The organism is Sphingobacterium siyangense (genome assembly GCF_023277505.1).
GTDB classification, from domain to species: domain Bacteria; phylum Bacteroidota; class Bacteroidia; order Sphingobacteriales; family Sphingobacteriaceae; genus Sphingobacterium; species Sphingobacterium siyangense.
In genome coordinates, this window is the sequence record NZ_CP080574.1 from 1,520,851 (window position 1) to 1,537,167 (window position 16,317).

Here is a 16,317-nt window from a genome sequence, read left to right on the forward strand (position 1 = left end):
AGGGGGGGGCGATTAGAAAATTTTACAAAAAAACAGTAAGCTTACCCAAAGCAAGCTTCCTAATTTACTGCGAAGCAAACGTAGGGCTTCTTTCATATAACTGCGAACGCTATGTTCTGATAGATTAAGCTTTTTTGCGATATCCTTGTGACTGAGATAGTGCTCCCTACTCAGTTCAAAGACCTCTCTTACACGTGGGGAAAGTTTATTAAGCACACGATCTATTTGTTCCTGAAGCAATTTCTCCCTTAGGGAATGGTCTGTATCTTTGGTATGATGTGTTGTAATAGGAGGTAATGAAGCCAAATACTTGGTTTTTGATTGTTCCTTGGCGATATGATCTATTACACGGTAGCGTATGGCACTGTGGAGGTAGGCAGATATTTCTCCCTGGATAGCTAATGTATACCTATTTTGCCAAATAGAAGCAAATAAGTCATGGACGATATCTTTAGCGGCTTCGCGATCGTGCAACTTATTGGTTGCGTGAAGATATAATAAGGCAAAATAAGTGTTATAGAGTTTCTGAAAGGCAAGAGAGTTCCCATTCTTTAGCTCTTGCAGCAGATCCCTTTCTTCTATTTTTTGCTTATTGTACATGATCAATGGACAATATTAGTAAACAATGCATAGTTGAGCAAATCTATTCAGCTTTTGTTTGCATGCACACGATTGCGTAATATTTGATCTCCCAACGCTTTCCGATAATTTGATTAGAAAACGTTTATTTCGGTTCTATACGGATGTGTATATTACTAGATTATAAAATGAAATTGATAATTTTGAAAATAGCTAAACCACTCAAAAATCTGTAAATTATCAGCTATGAAAAGAATAATATGTTTTACCATTGGATGTCTACTTTTCAGTGCTATTTATCTGCAAGGTTGCATGAATAGTGGAAGTACTATAGAACAGCGGGGAAACGAGCCCTCAGTCCAGATACCATCTAATTTTGATTCACTGGAGTATTATTTTGTGGATATTGATTTATTTAAAATAGGTGAATTGGAGGACAAAAAGAATAAATCTGAGAAAGAGCGTCTTTTGTTATCAGTACTGGAGGATGATAAGTTGGATCTTTCCCTTTTATCTCATTTGAAGAATATAGGATATGTTAGAGGCTCACTGGATCAATCTCTCTATAGTGCTGTCGACTCCCTATTTTTCTTAAAAACAAGAACAGATCATGTCGACACCTCCTGTATTTATGAATTTCGAGATATCCTTGTGTTCTATAAAAATAAGCAATGCATTGGGATCGCTAAGATCTGTTTTGATTGTAAAGCTATGGTTTCATGGAGCGAAAAACCAAATTTCGCAGGTTTCGGTGATTGGGAAGATTACGATAAATTGCATCTTTTACTCGGGAGAAAATAAAATTTCGCCTTTCGAATCCCTTTATTTTCCGATTGTTCTAAGGTGTTAGACCAAAATCCCTTGTACAAATTATCGCTGAGTCAGCGGGTTGTTACCAATAGCGACAGTTGGAAAGTGGCAGTTGGTTGCTACCTTGTGAAAGGTAGCTTTTTGTGTTGAATTAATTTTTAAGATAACGTTTTTTGTATATTTTTAACAGCTCATAAAAAAACTGAATGTTAAATTCTGCGTTCTTATGTTCAGCTTGAACGATATGATGGAATTAGCAGTAAGAGGACGTTCAATTGATTTAAGAACAGCGTTACCTAAGCATTAGCTTTATGCAAGCTTAGCCGATATCTTGTATACTAAAACTATTTAAAATGAAACAATGCATAAAAATCGCACTGATCGGACTATTCTTGACATTATCTATAAGCTCTTGTAGCGAAAGACTAAGTGGAAAGGACGAGTCGTCCTTTGACCGTTCCCGTAAAAAGGTAGAAGCAAAGCTGAATGACAAAGAAAAAGCGAACTTGGAAAAGGCCTTGCGAGTGGCACTATCCGAAGCGATGTGGCTCAAAATGAACGAACCTCAAAAATATAATGAGGAATCAATAAATCGTATTTCGTTGGGTATGATCGATGGAAAATCTTACGGTGCAGTATTGGACCTGGCCGATGACATCCTTCAAAAACAACAGGAAAGGAAAATAGCTCATCTTCAAAATGAGATCGATAGTCTACAAAAACATAAAACTGAATTTGAACAGTTAAAGAAAGAGCTGGCTGTTTTTCAGTTGGAACCGATTGAACTGGGACTCGAAGATTTCTTTGGCGAACCTGTTCCCAGAATTATAGTGACTATGAAGTATATGGGTAAAAAGCCGCTAAAAGGAAGTCAGGGCTTTTCGTATGTGCTGAAAAAACGTTCTTCACAAACTATTATCAGTAATGAGCAGGCTGTTTTTGGCGAATCTGACAGTGTGCTCCAACCAGGTGAGTTTCGTGTCAATACGATAGTCTTCAATCAGCAAAAAAAAGATTACCCTAAACTCTGGAGCTTTCCTCGCTATCCCGTCAAAGAAATCAATCTGACAGATTACGATCTGGAATTAGTTGTGACGACGCAATCGATCAAATCGAATGACCGGGAGACAGTTCTTCCTGAAGGTAGTATAGCGTTGATTGATGAAAACTTAAAAAAATTAGAAAAAGAAATTACTGAACTAAAGAAAGAGAAAATTAGCCTTGACGATTTGGAATTGACGTAATTTTTGACTATTGTAGGTAAAGTCTTCCTTTTTACTTCAGCGGACTCACTGTTGTTTTACCCTCCAAAGGAGAATGGTGCCTCGCGTAAAGACAGCTTAATTTATTACTCTGGAAAATTCTCCATCAGCGGTAATGAGTTGAAAATTATACAGCACAATAAAACGGAACTATTTAAGAGGATCCGATAGTATCGTTTAGCTTATATTTTATTGATAATGCCTGACGACCATGCGAATGGGAGATAAGAAGAAACAAGTAGGGCCCTGATATTAATATCAGGACCCTACTGATTAGCACTTCTTTGAATGATTGTGAACAGCTTTTTCTGTCTATAATCTCGGCTAAAAAAGTGCAGTTACTTCTTGTCCCACCAGACTTTGGATAGGAAAGAGTCACCATTTGTCATACGTGCTGCAGCCTCTTTTAAATTTGCTGCGTTTAACTCAGCCTCTTCACTGGAATAAATAGCTCTACGCGGTATTTGCCCGTTGGTGGAACCTGGGTTAGGACCGGGGGTTAATCGAGGATATCCTGTACGTCGCCATTCGGCAAAGGCTTCCATGTCCCGGCCAAATAGGTGAATCCATTTTTGTGTCGCTATTTTCTCCATTTTTTGTTCGTCTGTCAAGCCGCTTAGATTGAGCACAGGTTCGTATGCAGAGGGGATTGCCGTCATATTGTATGGCGGAAGTGCCAGCGCAGCTTTGACCCCTTCTGTAAAGAACGTTTGGGCATTTGCAGTTGTAGCACCCCAGCCAAGAAGTGCAGCTTCGGCTTTGTAAAAACAGATATCCGAATACGTAAACGCATAGCTTGGGATCGGTGCGAATGAAAGGCTGAACCAAGTAGACTTATTGGCTGTTGAATAGTTGGCGCGAATCAGTTGTGATAGCTGGTTATCGGTTAACGAAACCCCAATACCTTGATAGGTTGAAACTCCATTGCTAATGACCGGTTCGGCAAGTAAAGGAAGCCTTGGATCATTGTATTCTTTGAGTTTGTCAACCAGGGTATTAGCCAAATAACGTAGATCGGCACTTCCGGTAGTCATTTGACGTAAAATCGGGTTCTGGTTTTCAGCTTGAGCATCGTTGTAGGTCGGTACTGCGGCATTATCACTGTTGCTGGAGAATAGACCTATAGCAGAAGTCATGGCTTCGGTAACCGTTTTCTGGGCCAAAGAAGGATTGGCGTACCGCATGCGTATGCCGAGCTTTAATTTAAGCGAATTGCCAAATTTTTTCCATTTATCGATACTGCCTTTGTAAAAGAAATCTGAAGAGCCGTAAGAGAGGTCTCCGCTCGTAAGCCTTGCTATAGCTGCATCGACTTTTTGAACAAGCGCCGGATAGATCTCTTCTTGTTTGTCAAATTTGGGCGTACGGTTAATTTCCTTATTGGATTTTGTAATCTCGGAGTAGGGGATATCACCAAACAAGTCTGTAAGGCGCTGATAGAGGTATGCTTCATAAAGCTCGGCAATAGCCAGTTTACTTCTCCCTTCTGCATTGTCTTCCTTGCCGCTCAATTCCTGTTTGATCTGAACAATATTGCGGAGCAGGGTGTAGTGCTGCGACCAAATAAGATTTTCGGGCCCTTCAAAATATCGAGAAACCGGCACTACCGGTCCACCAGCCCAATGTTGGATCCAAGAGCCAAACTTGTTGTTGGGTAGTTCCCCAGATTCCTGAAAAGTGCCATCACGTAGAATGCGAGCTATGAGTAAGGAAGGGTCTACAGTGGTGACAGATGTCGGCGGCGTATTGATCCGTTCGAAATCTTTGGTACATGAACCTAATCCTGCCACAGAAATAAGTCCGACGATGAATGTATTTTTAAATAGTTTCTTTTTCATGATAAAGGGTTTACAGACCAACAGTGAGATTAATACCGAATGTGCGCATCATTGGAAGTGAAGTTGATTCAATACCAATCGAGCTATTGTTTACATTGAAAGCAGAAGCTTCTGGTGAAAATCCATCAGTTTTCCGTTGAAAATAAAATAGATTCCGCCCATAGACGCCCAATTTTAGGGAGTTAACAAGTTTATGTGGCATCAGCTTTTTAGGGAAAGAATAGGAGAGACTGATTTCGCGCATGGCAATATAACTCATATCATTGATCATTTCTTCGGATACCATGACTTCTTTGTCACTCGCAACAATGTTCCAGTAATCTTGTGCGGCAACCTGCTTGCTGTTTTTTGTTCCTGTACTTGTCCAGTTCCCTGATCCATCTTTTTGTCCGACCATCCCTTCGGCAACGTAGGTGCCATCACGGCCTTCCAAGGTCTTTTTAGAAGTACCATAAATGATCTGCTCACGATTGGATTGGGAGAAGATCACGCCGCCCTGACGGATATCGACAAGTGCGTAGAGGTTGAAACCTTTATATTTAAAGGTATTGGCAAAACCACCCAGCCAGTCGGGTTGCGCATTTCCAAGATCGGTTTCTACACGTCCGGCTGTGCGCAAAGGGAGTCCAGTGGTAGGGTCGATCAACCTATTTCCCTGATCATCTTTGATCCATGCAAACTGTGTCCCAATTAGCTGGCCAAATGGTTTTCCGACCTCCGCAACAACATTTATCCCGCGGTCTGTAGCGAGTAAAAAGCTTTCTACACCGGGATAGAGTGATTCAACTTTATTTCTGTTGCGGTTGTAATTGAAGGTTGTATTCCATTCAAAACCCGATTCGCTTTTGATTGGTGTTGCTCCCAATACAAATTCAATACCTCTGTTGCTAATTTCTCCAGCGTTGATCCTGTTCTTTACATAGAGACTGGAAGGGGCGATTGGTACGTCCAAAATCTGATTCTTTGTCTTGGCTTGATAGTAGGTAAAGGAGAACGAAAGTCTGTTTTTTAGAAATCTCAGGTCTGCCCCAGCTTCGATCGACGTGGTCAATTCGTTTTTCAAATTCGGATCAGGAATAATTTCTGTATAAGAAGCCATCGGTACACCACCATGGGTATACTGGTTGAGACTATAAGCTCCTGTCAGTTGATATGGGTTTCCTGAACTACCGGCCTGGGCCCATGAAGCTCTGATTTTGGCGAAAGACAGTGCATCAGATTGCCATTTGAAGGCATCCGATAAGACTAAACTGGAACTTACACTCGGGTAGAAAAACGAATTGTTTTCCTTTGACAGGGTAGAAGACCAGTCGTTACGGGCAGAGAAATCAACAAACCAATAGTCTTTGTAACTGAACTGGCCCGATAGATAAGCCGAATTAATCTTGGACTCGATCAGGTCAAATATGTAACTATTTGTCGTGGTGTTATTGATTACAAAGAGATTCGGAACAATAAATTGATTGCCTGAATTTCCTGTCATACGCAAATACCGGCTTTGATGGCTGGCCCCTAAGTTGGCACTGAGTTTAATGTCATCGGTCAATTTGAAGTTGGAGCTAGCGAGGACGTCAAAATTGTCTTCGCGGGCTCTGATGACCTCTTCGCGAATATCACCCTTTCGGTTCAAGCTTTGGTAGGTGTTTATTGGACGGTAACGAAACCGTTGATCGGTATAGAAGTCCGTACCCCCGGTCGCTGTGACCTTAAGCCAAGGAGCAAAGTCGTAACTCAGACGGAGTAACCCTATGATGCGGTCCCGACGATCTTCATTGTGGTTTTCATGAATGGTCCAAAAGGGGTTGGCTGTGGAACTATTGGTGGCATAGGTTTTCTCCAATCCTTCCGTCAATCCCGAAAATCCGAGCTGTCTGCTGATCTCCTGTGCGGTCCATTTATACTGTGCCATGATGTCGTTGCCCAAGCTTCGCGGCTGGCTGATAAATAGGTAGGCAGGATTGTCTGCCGCATCGGCCAGTGTTGGCCGGTTTTGCCCCTTTTGTGCGATATAGTTCGCCTTGATATCAATGTGAAATTTATCGGTTATTTTGGCTTGTGTGCGCAGACCGAAATTGTTTCTCTTCAGCGTATTGGTTGGGATATAACCCTTTACATCTGTATTGGCAAATGAAAAACGGTAGTTTACTTTGTCGGTTCCGCCATCTATACTAAGGTTGTTGACAAACTGTTTCTCCGTTTGAAAAAACGACGAGTAGGTATCTGGTTTCGGTGTTAACTGTAAGATGTTGCCATAAGCATCTTCATAAGTCTGGCCTTCCATTTTTGCACCCCAGCTTGCTCGTGTCGTACGGTCACGTCCGGCGCTCATTTTAGGCATACCACTGTAACCATTTTTCAGCGCTTCACTCATAGAAACAATGGTGCCGTCATCTTTTCTGAAATGTGTAAATGTTCCGTTCAATCCTTGTCCATAGGCATTTTGAAAATCCGGTAAGACCAGCCCATTGCCCAATGAAAAATCTGTACCATAGCTAAAACGGGTCTTACCAGCTTTACCAGATTTAGTTGTGATCAAGATAACTCCGTTACTTCCTCTTTGTCCATAAAGTGCGGCCGCATTCGGGCCTTTTAATACCGACATCGTTTCGATGTCTTCGGGATTGATGTTTCCGATTCCGTCGCCATAATCTGTTCCCCCAGATTGGTTTGGAGATGAAATGTTTTGATTATCAATCGGTACTCCATCAACAACATAGAGCGGCTGGCTATTACCGATAAGTGAGTTGTTACCACGTATCACGACCTTGGATGAACCTCCGGCACCGGATGCGGCGCGGCTTACCTGCACGCCGGCAACTTTACCCGATAAGGCATTCGCCACATTGGTTTCCTTACCCTGCGTCAGCTCGTCGCCTTTGAGTTCAGCGACCGTATAACCGAGCGCTTTTTTTTCGCGTTTGATACCAAGCGCTGTAACGACAACCTCCTGTAGGTTTTGCGCACTCGATTCCAAACTGATATTGATCGCTAGCTTGTCCCTGTCTGTAATGGTGTAATCCAACAGTTCTCTGCTTTTAAAACCGATAGACGATACGCTGATCTGGTAGCCCTGTCCAGCAGGAATCTGGTCGAGTGAAAAAGTTCCGTCAGGCCTGCTGGTTGTTGTTTTTTTCATTCCGCTCGTCGCATTACGTATGGTAACCGTCGCCGAGGGGATGGGCTTTCCTGTTTCATCTTTGATTACTCCGTTAATGGTCGCATTTTGTTGGGCATTAGCGAGAAGATAGCTTGTTGACAAAAGCCCCATGAGGCCAAGACGCAGTGCCCAGTTTACGTCGGCTCGAATGTTGGATCTCAACAATAGCATAGTCAGGATACTATGCTTGGAAGGTAAATAATTGTGCATAATTTGTGGGTTATGTGAGTGAATGTTATTCGGTTTGTACATGAATGGTTATTTTATGGAGTGCTTGGATATCAGCTAACATGTTGACGTATGCAGATGCTGTATTTTTATACGTTCCACTATAATATTTATTTTGTATATCTTTAGGTTCAACGCTTAGTTTAAGGCCATAATTATGACTGATGATGTGAAGTACATCTTGCAATGGGAGGTTTTTAAAGATCAGTTGTCCGCTAGTTTTTAAGTAAGATCCCCTTTTGCTGGATTGAGAAGTATTGACTCGGGTTTCGGCAATGATCTGTTGTAGCTTGCTATCAATGCTGATTTCTTCGTTGGGTTGAAACTGTAGATTTAAGGCCTGTTTATTTTCAGAATGCTGATTGCTTTTGACTTCAATACGGCCTTCATAGAGTTTTATTTTCGTAATCGCGCTACCACCTTCTTCCACACTGAAAACAGTGCCAAGTGCGGTTGTTGTCAAATCGGCCGTATGAACGCGAAAAGGCTTTGTCTTATCCTTTGCTACCGTAAATTTGGCTTTACCTTTTAATTGGATTTCCCGTGCGCTAATAGTTGTGAAATCTGAACTGAATTTTACTTCAGAATTGGGGTATAGGTCGATAGTAGAACCGTCTGGAACTGCAATTTGTTGAATGGTATTACCTGAATTGATATAATATAAATTACTTGGTTGCTCTTGTGGTGTGGGCTGGACTTTCTTTGCGCTACGATATGCGGTGTTATATTTAGAAGAATCGATCTGGTTTAATCCCAGCCAAGCTCCGATTCCAATGAAGAAGATAATAGCCGCATATTTTAACCAGTTGAAACGATCCTTATTTTTTTGCCCTATTTGTTTGAAAATATGCCCTTTTATTTCCTTTTGGTTTTTAAAATCCGAATCCATCTCATATGCTTGCCATTCCGTTTCCGGCATAAAATCCTCCCAATAAAACTCGTTATTGGCCAGCGCATTTTCTACTGCGGCAATTTCTTCCGCACTGGCTTTACCGCTTAGGTATTTGTCGATGAGTGTTTTTGTAATCTTCATGTATAAAGATTACGATTGAAAATGAGGTACCCCCCAAAGAAATTAAAAAATAATTTGCATCAGCATACCGAACAGTAAAGCCTTTCGAATGGTTTTTAGTGCTAGTGTCAATTGGTTTTCCACAGTTTTCGTTGATATCGCCAGCTTGTCCGCAATTTCCTTATGCGAAAGATTAGAAAATCGGCTTAGCATAAAAATCTCCTTGCGTTTCTCCGGTAGTTTATCGACAATTTCATGGAGTGTGGAGGTAAGTTGTTTGGCATAAAAATCATCCTGAGGGCTATGGCGTAAGACAAATGTTTGATCGTGATCCAAAAGTTTCTTACGGTTATACTCTGCCTTGACCAGATCGATCACCACTGTTCGGGTGATACAGAAAATCTGGGATTCTATGGTGGCATCGATATTTTTGTCACTCATATTTTTCCAGAGTTTGATAAATACACGCTGTACGGTTTCTTCGGCTAGATAAGAAGATTTGGTTTTATGGATTGCATATTGGTATACTTTGGAACTCCATAGGTCAAAATATTCCTCGAATCTTCGAACGATAAGCGCATAATTGATTTCCATAGTGTAGGCTTGGAATAAATGAATTTAGCGATAATGCGCTTTTGCTCCAAGTTTTTTTAAAAATATTTTGTCTCCTTTCTTAGTGGATGAGATTTGTTTTCTGAATGATCTTCGATGTATGGTTATAGACTCTCAATTGGATATTAGTTCCTTGATCGGATTGATTTAGGAATACGATGTTCCCTTTCTGGTTGACATTCAGTGTGTATGTTTTGTCCTTCTCCATCTCAATCTCCTCTGATTCATTCAAAATTTTTAGCCGACCGGTCGAGCTTTTTTTAGTCTCAATGGAAAATGGACTGGCATCTTCGGTTGAGATGGCTAAGGAACTATGTGCGGGGATTGATGTATTGATATACAAAGAACCTTTTTCTTTTTTTCCTATCCGCTGAACGGTGCAAGACTGGAGGGCAATAAAAAATAGAAAGACGGAAAATAATTTCATAAATAAGGCTGTTTTTTTTATATGGGATCTAATCATGCATTATACCGGAGGTTTTTCCCACTAGATTGGAGTTAGATTACTCCAATGTGGAGGGAAAAACCAGTTATGGTCTTAAAAATACAAAAGATCATAATGACTTATTAATAGAAATGGGGTATTTAACGGATATCTGCATACGATCGTTGTGTATTTATTCGCTAGTTCGGTATTTATACCCCTTCTTAAGTGTTTGATACGGGTGTTTCTAAGGTTGCATTTGCACTGGCATAAAGTTTGAATTTTACCCAGCTGTAATAAAATATAATATTCACATTAACACATCAACGTATGAAAAAATTAATTCAAACACTGGGACTCGGTATGCTTATTTTAACGGTATTGGTAGGCTTTACATCATGTAGCAAAGACGATGATCCGGCCGACAACGATCTTTTTGTTGGTAAATATGAAGGCACTATCTCGTATGATGATATGAATAACAATGACAATGATGTTGCCGCTGCAGAAGGAACAGTTACCGTAACAAAAGTTGGCGATACCTATAATTTCGCTTTTGGAAATGGCATTCCAAATCTCAACGGCGTAGATTTTGAAAAAAAGGATAACGTCTTGGTCAACATTGGTTCGGCAGGTACAGGAGTTATCCGTATTGATGCCGGTAAATTGACAATTGGTTATACAAAAGACAGCAAGGTATGGACGGCCAATTGTAACCGGAAATAATAATATAAAAAATAGAAAGCGCCTGTTTACTAGGTGAATGTTGTGAAATTAACATTTTATAACATTATTTTTTAAACGATTAGCTGTATGAAACTGTTCTATTGATAAATAACGAAAGGAAAATAATTATGAGCGAATTAACATGGAAAGGCCGTTGGAACGAAATCAAAGGTAAGGTAAAACAACAATATGCAGATCTTACTGATGATGATCTATTATATGCCGAGGGCAAAGAAGACGAATTGGTAGGTAAGCTTCAAAAGAAGACCGGTAAAACACAAGATGAGGTAAATAAGTGGTTAAATGATTTGTAGATTTAATATTGTGTGATAAAAAAGCGGATAACAGCATTGTTATCCGCTTTTTTGATTTAAGAACCTATCAACCGATGATGCTTTTAAGTATTTTGAATTCTTATTACGTTGGACAGATTATTTTGATTCCAAGTACACGATGGAGCAATTGCTTTTTTATTTTTTGTTAAAATTGAAACGGCGTGCAATGCTGAATCCCCAACGGAATTGTCCCTTACGCCAGGAGCTATTTGTTTCGCTAATAAACTGAGATTCTTGTATTGCGGTTGCATTGGTAAAATTGAGATGGAAGATATGTCCTCCGGTAACCATTTCCAAACCGACACCTAATGCATTATAATAACGCTGTCCGCTTACATCTTCACGGTATTTTTTGTTCGACGACTTTCGGAAGGGTAATGTATAGTCTGCTACTAATGCGATCCTATTGCTGACCTTGGCCCGCTCGCCAATACCAAGAGCAAATACAGTATTCTGATCGTTATAAGCTGTATAGCTCCAGTGAAGAAAGGTTGGGACCACAACGAGCGATAGATTTGAGCTAAATTTACGGGTAATGATGAGCTGCGTCATATAACTCAATCGATCATTGAAGTCTTCAAAGCTTGCTGCCGAAGACTTATCGGAGCTGGCAGGAAATGTGGACCTGGAATCTAAAGGCGTCGCGTTTACCTTGGGAATGAGTTTGTAATTCCGATATATTCCCTCGAAGATGACCAGTTAAACCTATGTTTCGCGAGCTTGTACCATGTTACTAGCCTGTTTGTCCCCCCAAAAATTGGTATCTGATCTTTCTGATCAGGCAAATAAATACGTTTCTTTTTTACTGTATATCGTCATTCACTTCAAGATGCACAGCACATTAAACTTCTATTACATTTTAATGTGCTGTACGTATGTGAACAATTCGGTTAATAACTGTTCGCATACGTACATTGCGTTTTTTGAAGAAGAGCTTAGATCGACCATAATGAGCTTTAAAAGGCATAAATGAACCTTGGGCCAATTGGTATGGTCTTTGGCACGGAGCTATTAAAATTGATCGTATGTTCTTTATGCATTTTGAAGTTTACTTTTTCATTTCAGTCATTCAGCGACTTTTGCTGGTTATTGATCTAAAATCCGTGGGCAACAAGCATTTGGAGCGATAGTTTTGAGTCAACAGATAAGCAAGGTAAAAAAAAACAAAAAAAAGATAGTATGAAAACTCTTGTAAAAACATTCACAGTAACAGCTTTAATGGCCGTATCAACGTTTGCTATGGCAGCCGAAGGACCGGGTTCAAAATCAAACCCAGTCAGCGTTAATCTATCAACCGCAGACTTTGCGCTAGAGCACTATGTCGCCGTGATCACTGAAGGTGAGTCGGCTGGAATAGAACAGTTGTTTGCTGAAGACTTTAATCTAAAGGTACAAACGGGCACCTTAAAGTCATATAGCCGCTATGAAGTGGTTAAATCCTTGAAAAAGCAAAAGAATATCCACCTGGATTGCGCGGTTAGCACAAATGTAGTTGAACAGTCTACAGATTATATGGTGGCCAGGGTTACTTTGAAATTTGAAAATTTCACCAAAACCGATCTTGTTACTTTAGTGCGTGAAGGTAAAGACTGGAGAGTATCCAAATCGATCAATTCCTATAAATAGAAGCTCATAATTTGCGGGCCAGCTCAGTTATACCAAAAGCTGATCCCTAGTGAATAACATGTTTATAAATTTAGTTCAGAAGCCACATCCGGAGATGTGGCTTTTTTTGTCTGCCTAAACCAGAATATCCTTTAATGAGGTCAAAAAGCCTAATTTGACGAATTTACCCCTTAAAATAAGAAGATTATACCCCCCTTCCTCTGTAACGTTTTTGATAATATTGCAAGTGTCAATACGACATTTTATTGTATTGACGATGTTAAATAACCAAGAGTGTTTGCCTAACTAGATGAATACCCTCTCCAAATTATATAAAAAATAGGTGTGGGGAAAGTAAGTTGGCTAAAGCTCAAAAACAGCTAAATAACCAAGTTTAATTATGATGAATTTACCAATCAAAAGTGGATTGTTTGATCCTTGAATTCTTAACGAAACGCAATATTGCTACCTCGTATTGCCATGTTACTCTTCATCAAAATATTATTTAATCACTAAACAGTTTTACTTATGAAAAGGAAAATAGTATTAACGCAGCGCTGGCTTTGTTCTATCTGCTTTTTACTTTTAAGCTTACAGCAGGCTTATGCACAGTCAATAACTGTACGGGGCCAGGTTACCGAAAATAACAGGCCACTTGCTGGAGTGACCGTTAAAAATATCGGTTCCACAATGCAGGCGCAAACAGATACACAGGGGAAATATACACTCAGTGCTGCAACAGTCACGGCATTAGAATTTACCTTTCTAGGCTATGCGAAACAGCGCTTTGAATTCAGTCAGCTAAAACAGGTCAGCCAAGGGAACTACGAGCTTAACGTGCAGCTTGATGCTTCCGAAGGAGATGTTTTGGATGAAGTGGTGGTCGTTGGTTTTGGCTCGCAGAAAAAAACAAACCTGACCGGTTCTGTTGCGGTGGTAGATGCCAAGCAGCTGGAAAATAGACCTGTAAGAAATGCTATCCAGGCACTGCAAGGACTGGCCCCCGGCCTAAATATTTCCCAAAACTCGGGAACGATGGAAACCAATCCATCTATTAATATCCGGGGTACAGGTACAATCGGCACATCTTCTTCGGCACCATTGGTCCTAATTGATGGCTCTGAAGGATCTTTGGCGGCATTAAATCCACAAGATATCGAAAGCGTTTCTGTCTTGAAAGATGCTGGTGCTGCTTCAATTTATGGTTCTAGAGCCGCTTTTGGGGTTATTTTGGTCACCACAAAATCTGGAAAGGCTGGACGTACTTCGGTAAATTATAATAATAGCTTTCGTATGAACGCACCGACATTGATGCCTAAGATGATGGACTCTTACACTTTTGCTCAATATTTCAATCAGGCCGAAGTCAACGCAGGCGGTTCACCGCATTTCTCCGCGGAGCATCTACAGCGCATCTTGGATTATCAAAACGGAAGCCTGAAAAATTCGACCATTGTCGATCCGAATAATAAGTTGTATTGGGCTGAAGGATATGCCTATGGTAACGATAATAACGATTGGTTCGACGTCATGTACCGGGATCAGGCTTTTGCCCAGGAGCACAACCTAAGTCTCAATGGCGGAACCGAAAAAACAACCTATTACCTTTCTGGCAATTTCATGAAGCAACAAGGATTGATGGCCTTCAATACAGACCATTACGACCGTTACTCTGTTGCGGCTAAAATCAATTCTAAAGTATCTGACATCTTTCAGGTAAATTACAACGCTAGGTTGGTACGTGAAGACTATGACCGTCCTGCAGCATTGACCAATAGTTTTTACGATGATTTAGGAAGACAGGGCTGGCCAACGCTGCCACTTTATGATCCGAATGGATACTTGTTCAGTTCTCCTTCACCTGCACTTGCCATGAAAGAAGGCGGACAGGATAAATCCAGTAAGGATTACATTTATCAACAGTTACAGCTGATCCTTGAACCAATTAAAGGATGGCGTACAACCGGTAATTTTAACTATAGGACCACAACTCAATTTCGTCACTGGGATTCGCAGCGTCTTTACAATCATGACGTGAATGGTGATCCTTATTTGTATAAAAACTCTTCAAACGTCTACGAATTTGGTTTAAAGGAAAACTATTATAACATCAATATCTTTTCTGATTACGATAAAAGCTGGGGCGACCATCATTTTAAAGTTATGGTCGGTGGTCAGATTGAACATACGGCCTATCGCAATCTCGGTGTGCAACGTGACGGAATCATTATCCCGGATCAACCGGTATTGAATCTGACTTCCGGCACAGATATCAATGGAAAAGCAGTAGTACCTTCTGTATCTGGCGAATATCAAAAATGGGCAACAGCGGGTTTCTTCGGCCGATTGAATTACAATTATGCTGAAAAATATCTATTGGAAGCTAATCTGCGTTATGACGGTTCATCACGTTTCCGTAGCGATAGCCGCTGGGGCTGGTTTCCTTCAGTTTCTGCGGGATGGAACATCGCCAAAGAAAACTTCCTTGTAGAGTCGGCACCATTTATTAATATGCTGAAATTAAGAGCTTCCTACGGAGAGCTAGGCAATCAAAATACCGATGTCTGGTATCCGACTTATGTTACGCAACCAACGGGGACAGCCAATGGTGCTTGGCTGATCAATAATGCGCGACCAAATTCTGCATCGGCTCCAGGCCTCGTAAGTGCTTTATTGACCTGGGAATCTATCAATACGAAGAACTTAGGCGTCGATTTCGCCTTTTTAAATAGCCGCCTTTCTGGGTCTTTTGAAGTCTTCGAACGGAAAACATTTAATATGGTCGGCCCAGCTCCACAGTTACCTAATACATTAGGGACGACAGTTCCTCAAACAAACAACACCGACTTAAAAACAAGAGGATTTGAGGCTACCCTGGGCTGGAATGACCGTACTGCCAGTGGTTTTGCATATGGAGCAAAGTTCCTATTGTCTGATTATACCACAACAGTAACACGCTATCCTAACGCAATAGGGTCATTATCAAACTATCGTGAAGGTCAAAAGCTGGGTGAAATATGGGGGTATCAAACCCTTGGTATTGCCAAGACAGAAGAGCAAATGAGCCAGCATTTGGCGAGCTTGCCCAATGGTGGACAAAATGCATTAGGAACACAATGGGGGGCAGGAGATATCATGTATGCTGATCTTAATGGAGACGGAAAAATAGATGGTGGCAGCAATACAGAGGCCGATCCAGGTGATCGTCGTGTGATTGGAAACAGCACACCGCGTTACTCCTTTGGATTGAATTTGAATGCGGACTACAAAAATTTTGACTTTAGCATTTTCATGCAAGGTGTCATGAAACGCGATTATTGGCAAGGGGGGTACTATTTTTGGGGAGCAACTTCAAAATGGTGGTCAACGGGCTTGGTCGATCATCTTGATTATTTCCGTACTGCAGATAATCCCCTGGGTGAAAATCTTGAAGCATATTACGCACGTCCTGTTTTTGGTACTGCTAAAAACCAGCAGACGCAGACGCGCTTTTTGCAGAACGCAGCCTATATCCGCATAAAAAATATTCAGCTGGGCTATACCTTGCCGAAAGAAACAACAAAACGTTTCGGTGTGGAGCGCTTGCGTGTATACGTTTCCGGAGAAAATATCTGGACCGGCTCAAGTGTAGCGGGAATGTTTGATCCCGAAACTATTGATGGCGGAAGCAACGGAACCGTTTATCCATTGACTAAAGTCTGGTCTGCAGGTTTAAGTGTTACATTTTAA

General features: G+C 40.9%; 13 protein-coding genes. 6 read left to right on the forward strand and 7 right to left on the reverse strand.

The annotated features are described in order from the left end of the window. Window positions 1-12: 12 nt before the first annotated feature. Window positions 13-600, reverse strand: a complete 588-nt coding sequence (locus K2F45_RS06210; RefSeq protein ID WP_075991400.1) for an RNA polymerase sigma factor — start codon at window positions 598-600, stop codon at window positions 13-15. A 225-nt stretch (window positions 601-825) separates the two neighbouring features. Between K2F45_RS06210 and K2F45_RS06215 the strand changes: the two genes are divergently transcribed. Beyond that, window positions 826-1,380: a hypothetical protein gene (locus K2F45_RS06215; protein WP_248933155.1), complete on the forward strand. Its 555-nt coding sequence runs from the start codon at window positions 826-828 to the stop codon at window positions 1,378-1,380. A gap of 362 nt (window positions 1,381-1,742) precedes the next feature. After that, complete coding sequence (locus K2F45_RS06220; protein ID WP_248933156.1) at window positions 1,743-2,633, forward strand: hypothetical protein; 891 nt, start codon at window positions 1,743-1,745, stop codon at window positions 2,631-2,633. A 356-nt stretch (window positions 2,634-2,989) separates the two neighbouring features. Here K2F45_RS06220 and K2F45_RS06225 read toward each other — a convergent pair whose 3' ends face one another. From K2F45_RS06225 to K2F45_RS06245, 5 genes are all read right to left on the reverse strand, one after another. After that, a complete protein-coding gene (locus tag K2F45_RS06225) occupies window positions 2,990-4,489 on the reverse strand; it encodes a SusD/RagB family nutrient-binding outer membrane lipoprotein (RefSeq protein WP_248933157.1) in 1,500 nt (499 codons plus the stop codon). 10 nt (window positions 4,490-4,499) lie between these two features. Further along, entirely contained in the window at window positions 4,500-7,856 is a 3,357-nt protein-coding gene (locus K2F45_RS06230) for a SusC/RagA family TonB-linked outer membrane protein (RefSeq protein WP_075991406.1), read from the reverse strand. Window positions 7,857-7,881: 25 nt separating this feature from the next. Continuing rightward, on the reverse strand, window positions 7,882-8,907 hold the full coding sequence (locus K2F45_RS06235; protein WP_088160518.1) for a FecR family protein: 1,026 nt from the start codon (window positions 8,905-8,907) through the stop codon (window positions 7,882-7,884). 42 nt (window positions 8,908-8,949) lie between these two features. Then, entirely contained in the window at window positions 8,950-9,480 is a 531-nt protein-coding gene (locus K2F45_RS06240) for a sigma-70 family RNA polymerase sigma factor (RefSeq protein WP_075991408.1), read from the reverse strand. A 79-nt stretch (window positions 9,481-9,559) separates the two neighbouring features. Beyond that, window positions 9,560-9,925, reverse strand: coding sequence for a hypothetical protein (locus K2F45_RS06245; protein ID WP_075991409.1), 366 nt, complete (start codon window positions 9,923-9,925; stop codon window positions 9,560-9,562). Between the two features lie 327 nt (window positions 9,926-10,252). On the opposite strand from K2F45_RS06245, the gene K2F45_RS06250 reads away from it, so the two are divergent. Both K2F45_RS06250 and K2F45_RS06255 read left to right on the forward strand, forming a co-directional pair. Next, on the forward strand, window positions 10,253-10,648 hold the full coding sequence (locus K2F45_RS06250) for a hypothetical protein (protein ID WP_075991410.1): 396 nt from the start codon (window positions 10,253-10,255) through the stop codon (window positions 10,646-10,648). 128 nt (window positions 10,649-10,776) lie between these two features. Then, a complete protein-coding gene (locus K2F45_RS06255) occupies window positions 10,777-10,962 on the forward strand; it encodes a CsbD family protein (RefSeq protein WP_046672091.1) in 186 nt (61 codons plus the stop codon). Between the two features lie 156 nt (window positions 10,963-11,118). Here the strand turns inward: K2F45_RS06255 and K2F45_RS06260 are convergent, their stop codons facing one another. Continuing rightward, a complete protein-coding gene (locus K2F45_RS06260) occupies window positions 11,119-11,682 on the reverse strand; it encodes a DUF5777 family beta-barrel protein (RefSeq protein WP_338055436.1) in 564 nt (187 codons plus the stop codon). A 480-nt stretch (window positions 11,683-12,162) separates the two neighbouring features. On the opposite strand from K2F45_RS06260, the gene K2F45_RS06265 reads away from it, so the two are divergent. After that, entirely contained in the window at window positions 12,163-12,609 is a 447-nt protein-coding gene (locus K2F45_RS06265; protein WP_248933159.1) for a nuclear transport factor 2 family protein, read from the forward strand. 507 nt (window positions 12,610-13,116) lie between these two features. Beyond that, on the forward strand, window positions 13,117-16,317 hold the full coding sequence (locus tag K2F45_RS06270; protein ID WP_248933160.1) for a SusC/RagA family TonB-linked outer membrane protein: 3,201 nt from the start codon (window positions 13,117-13,119) through the stop codon (window positions 16,315-16,317).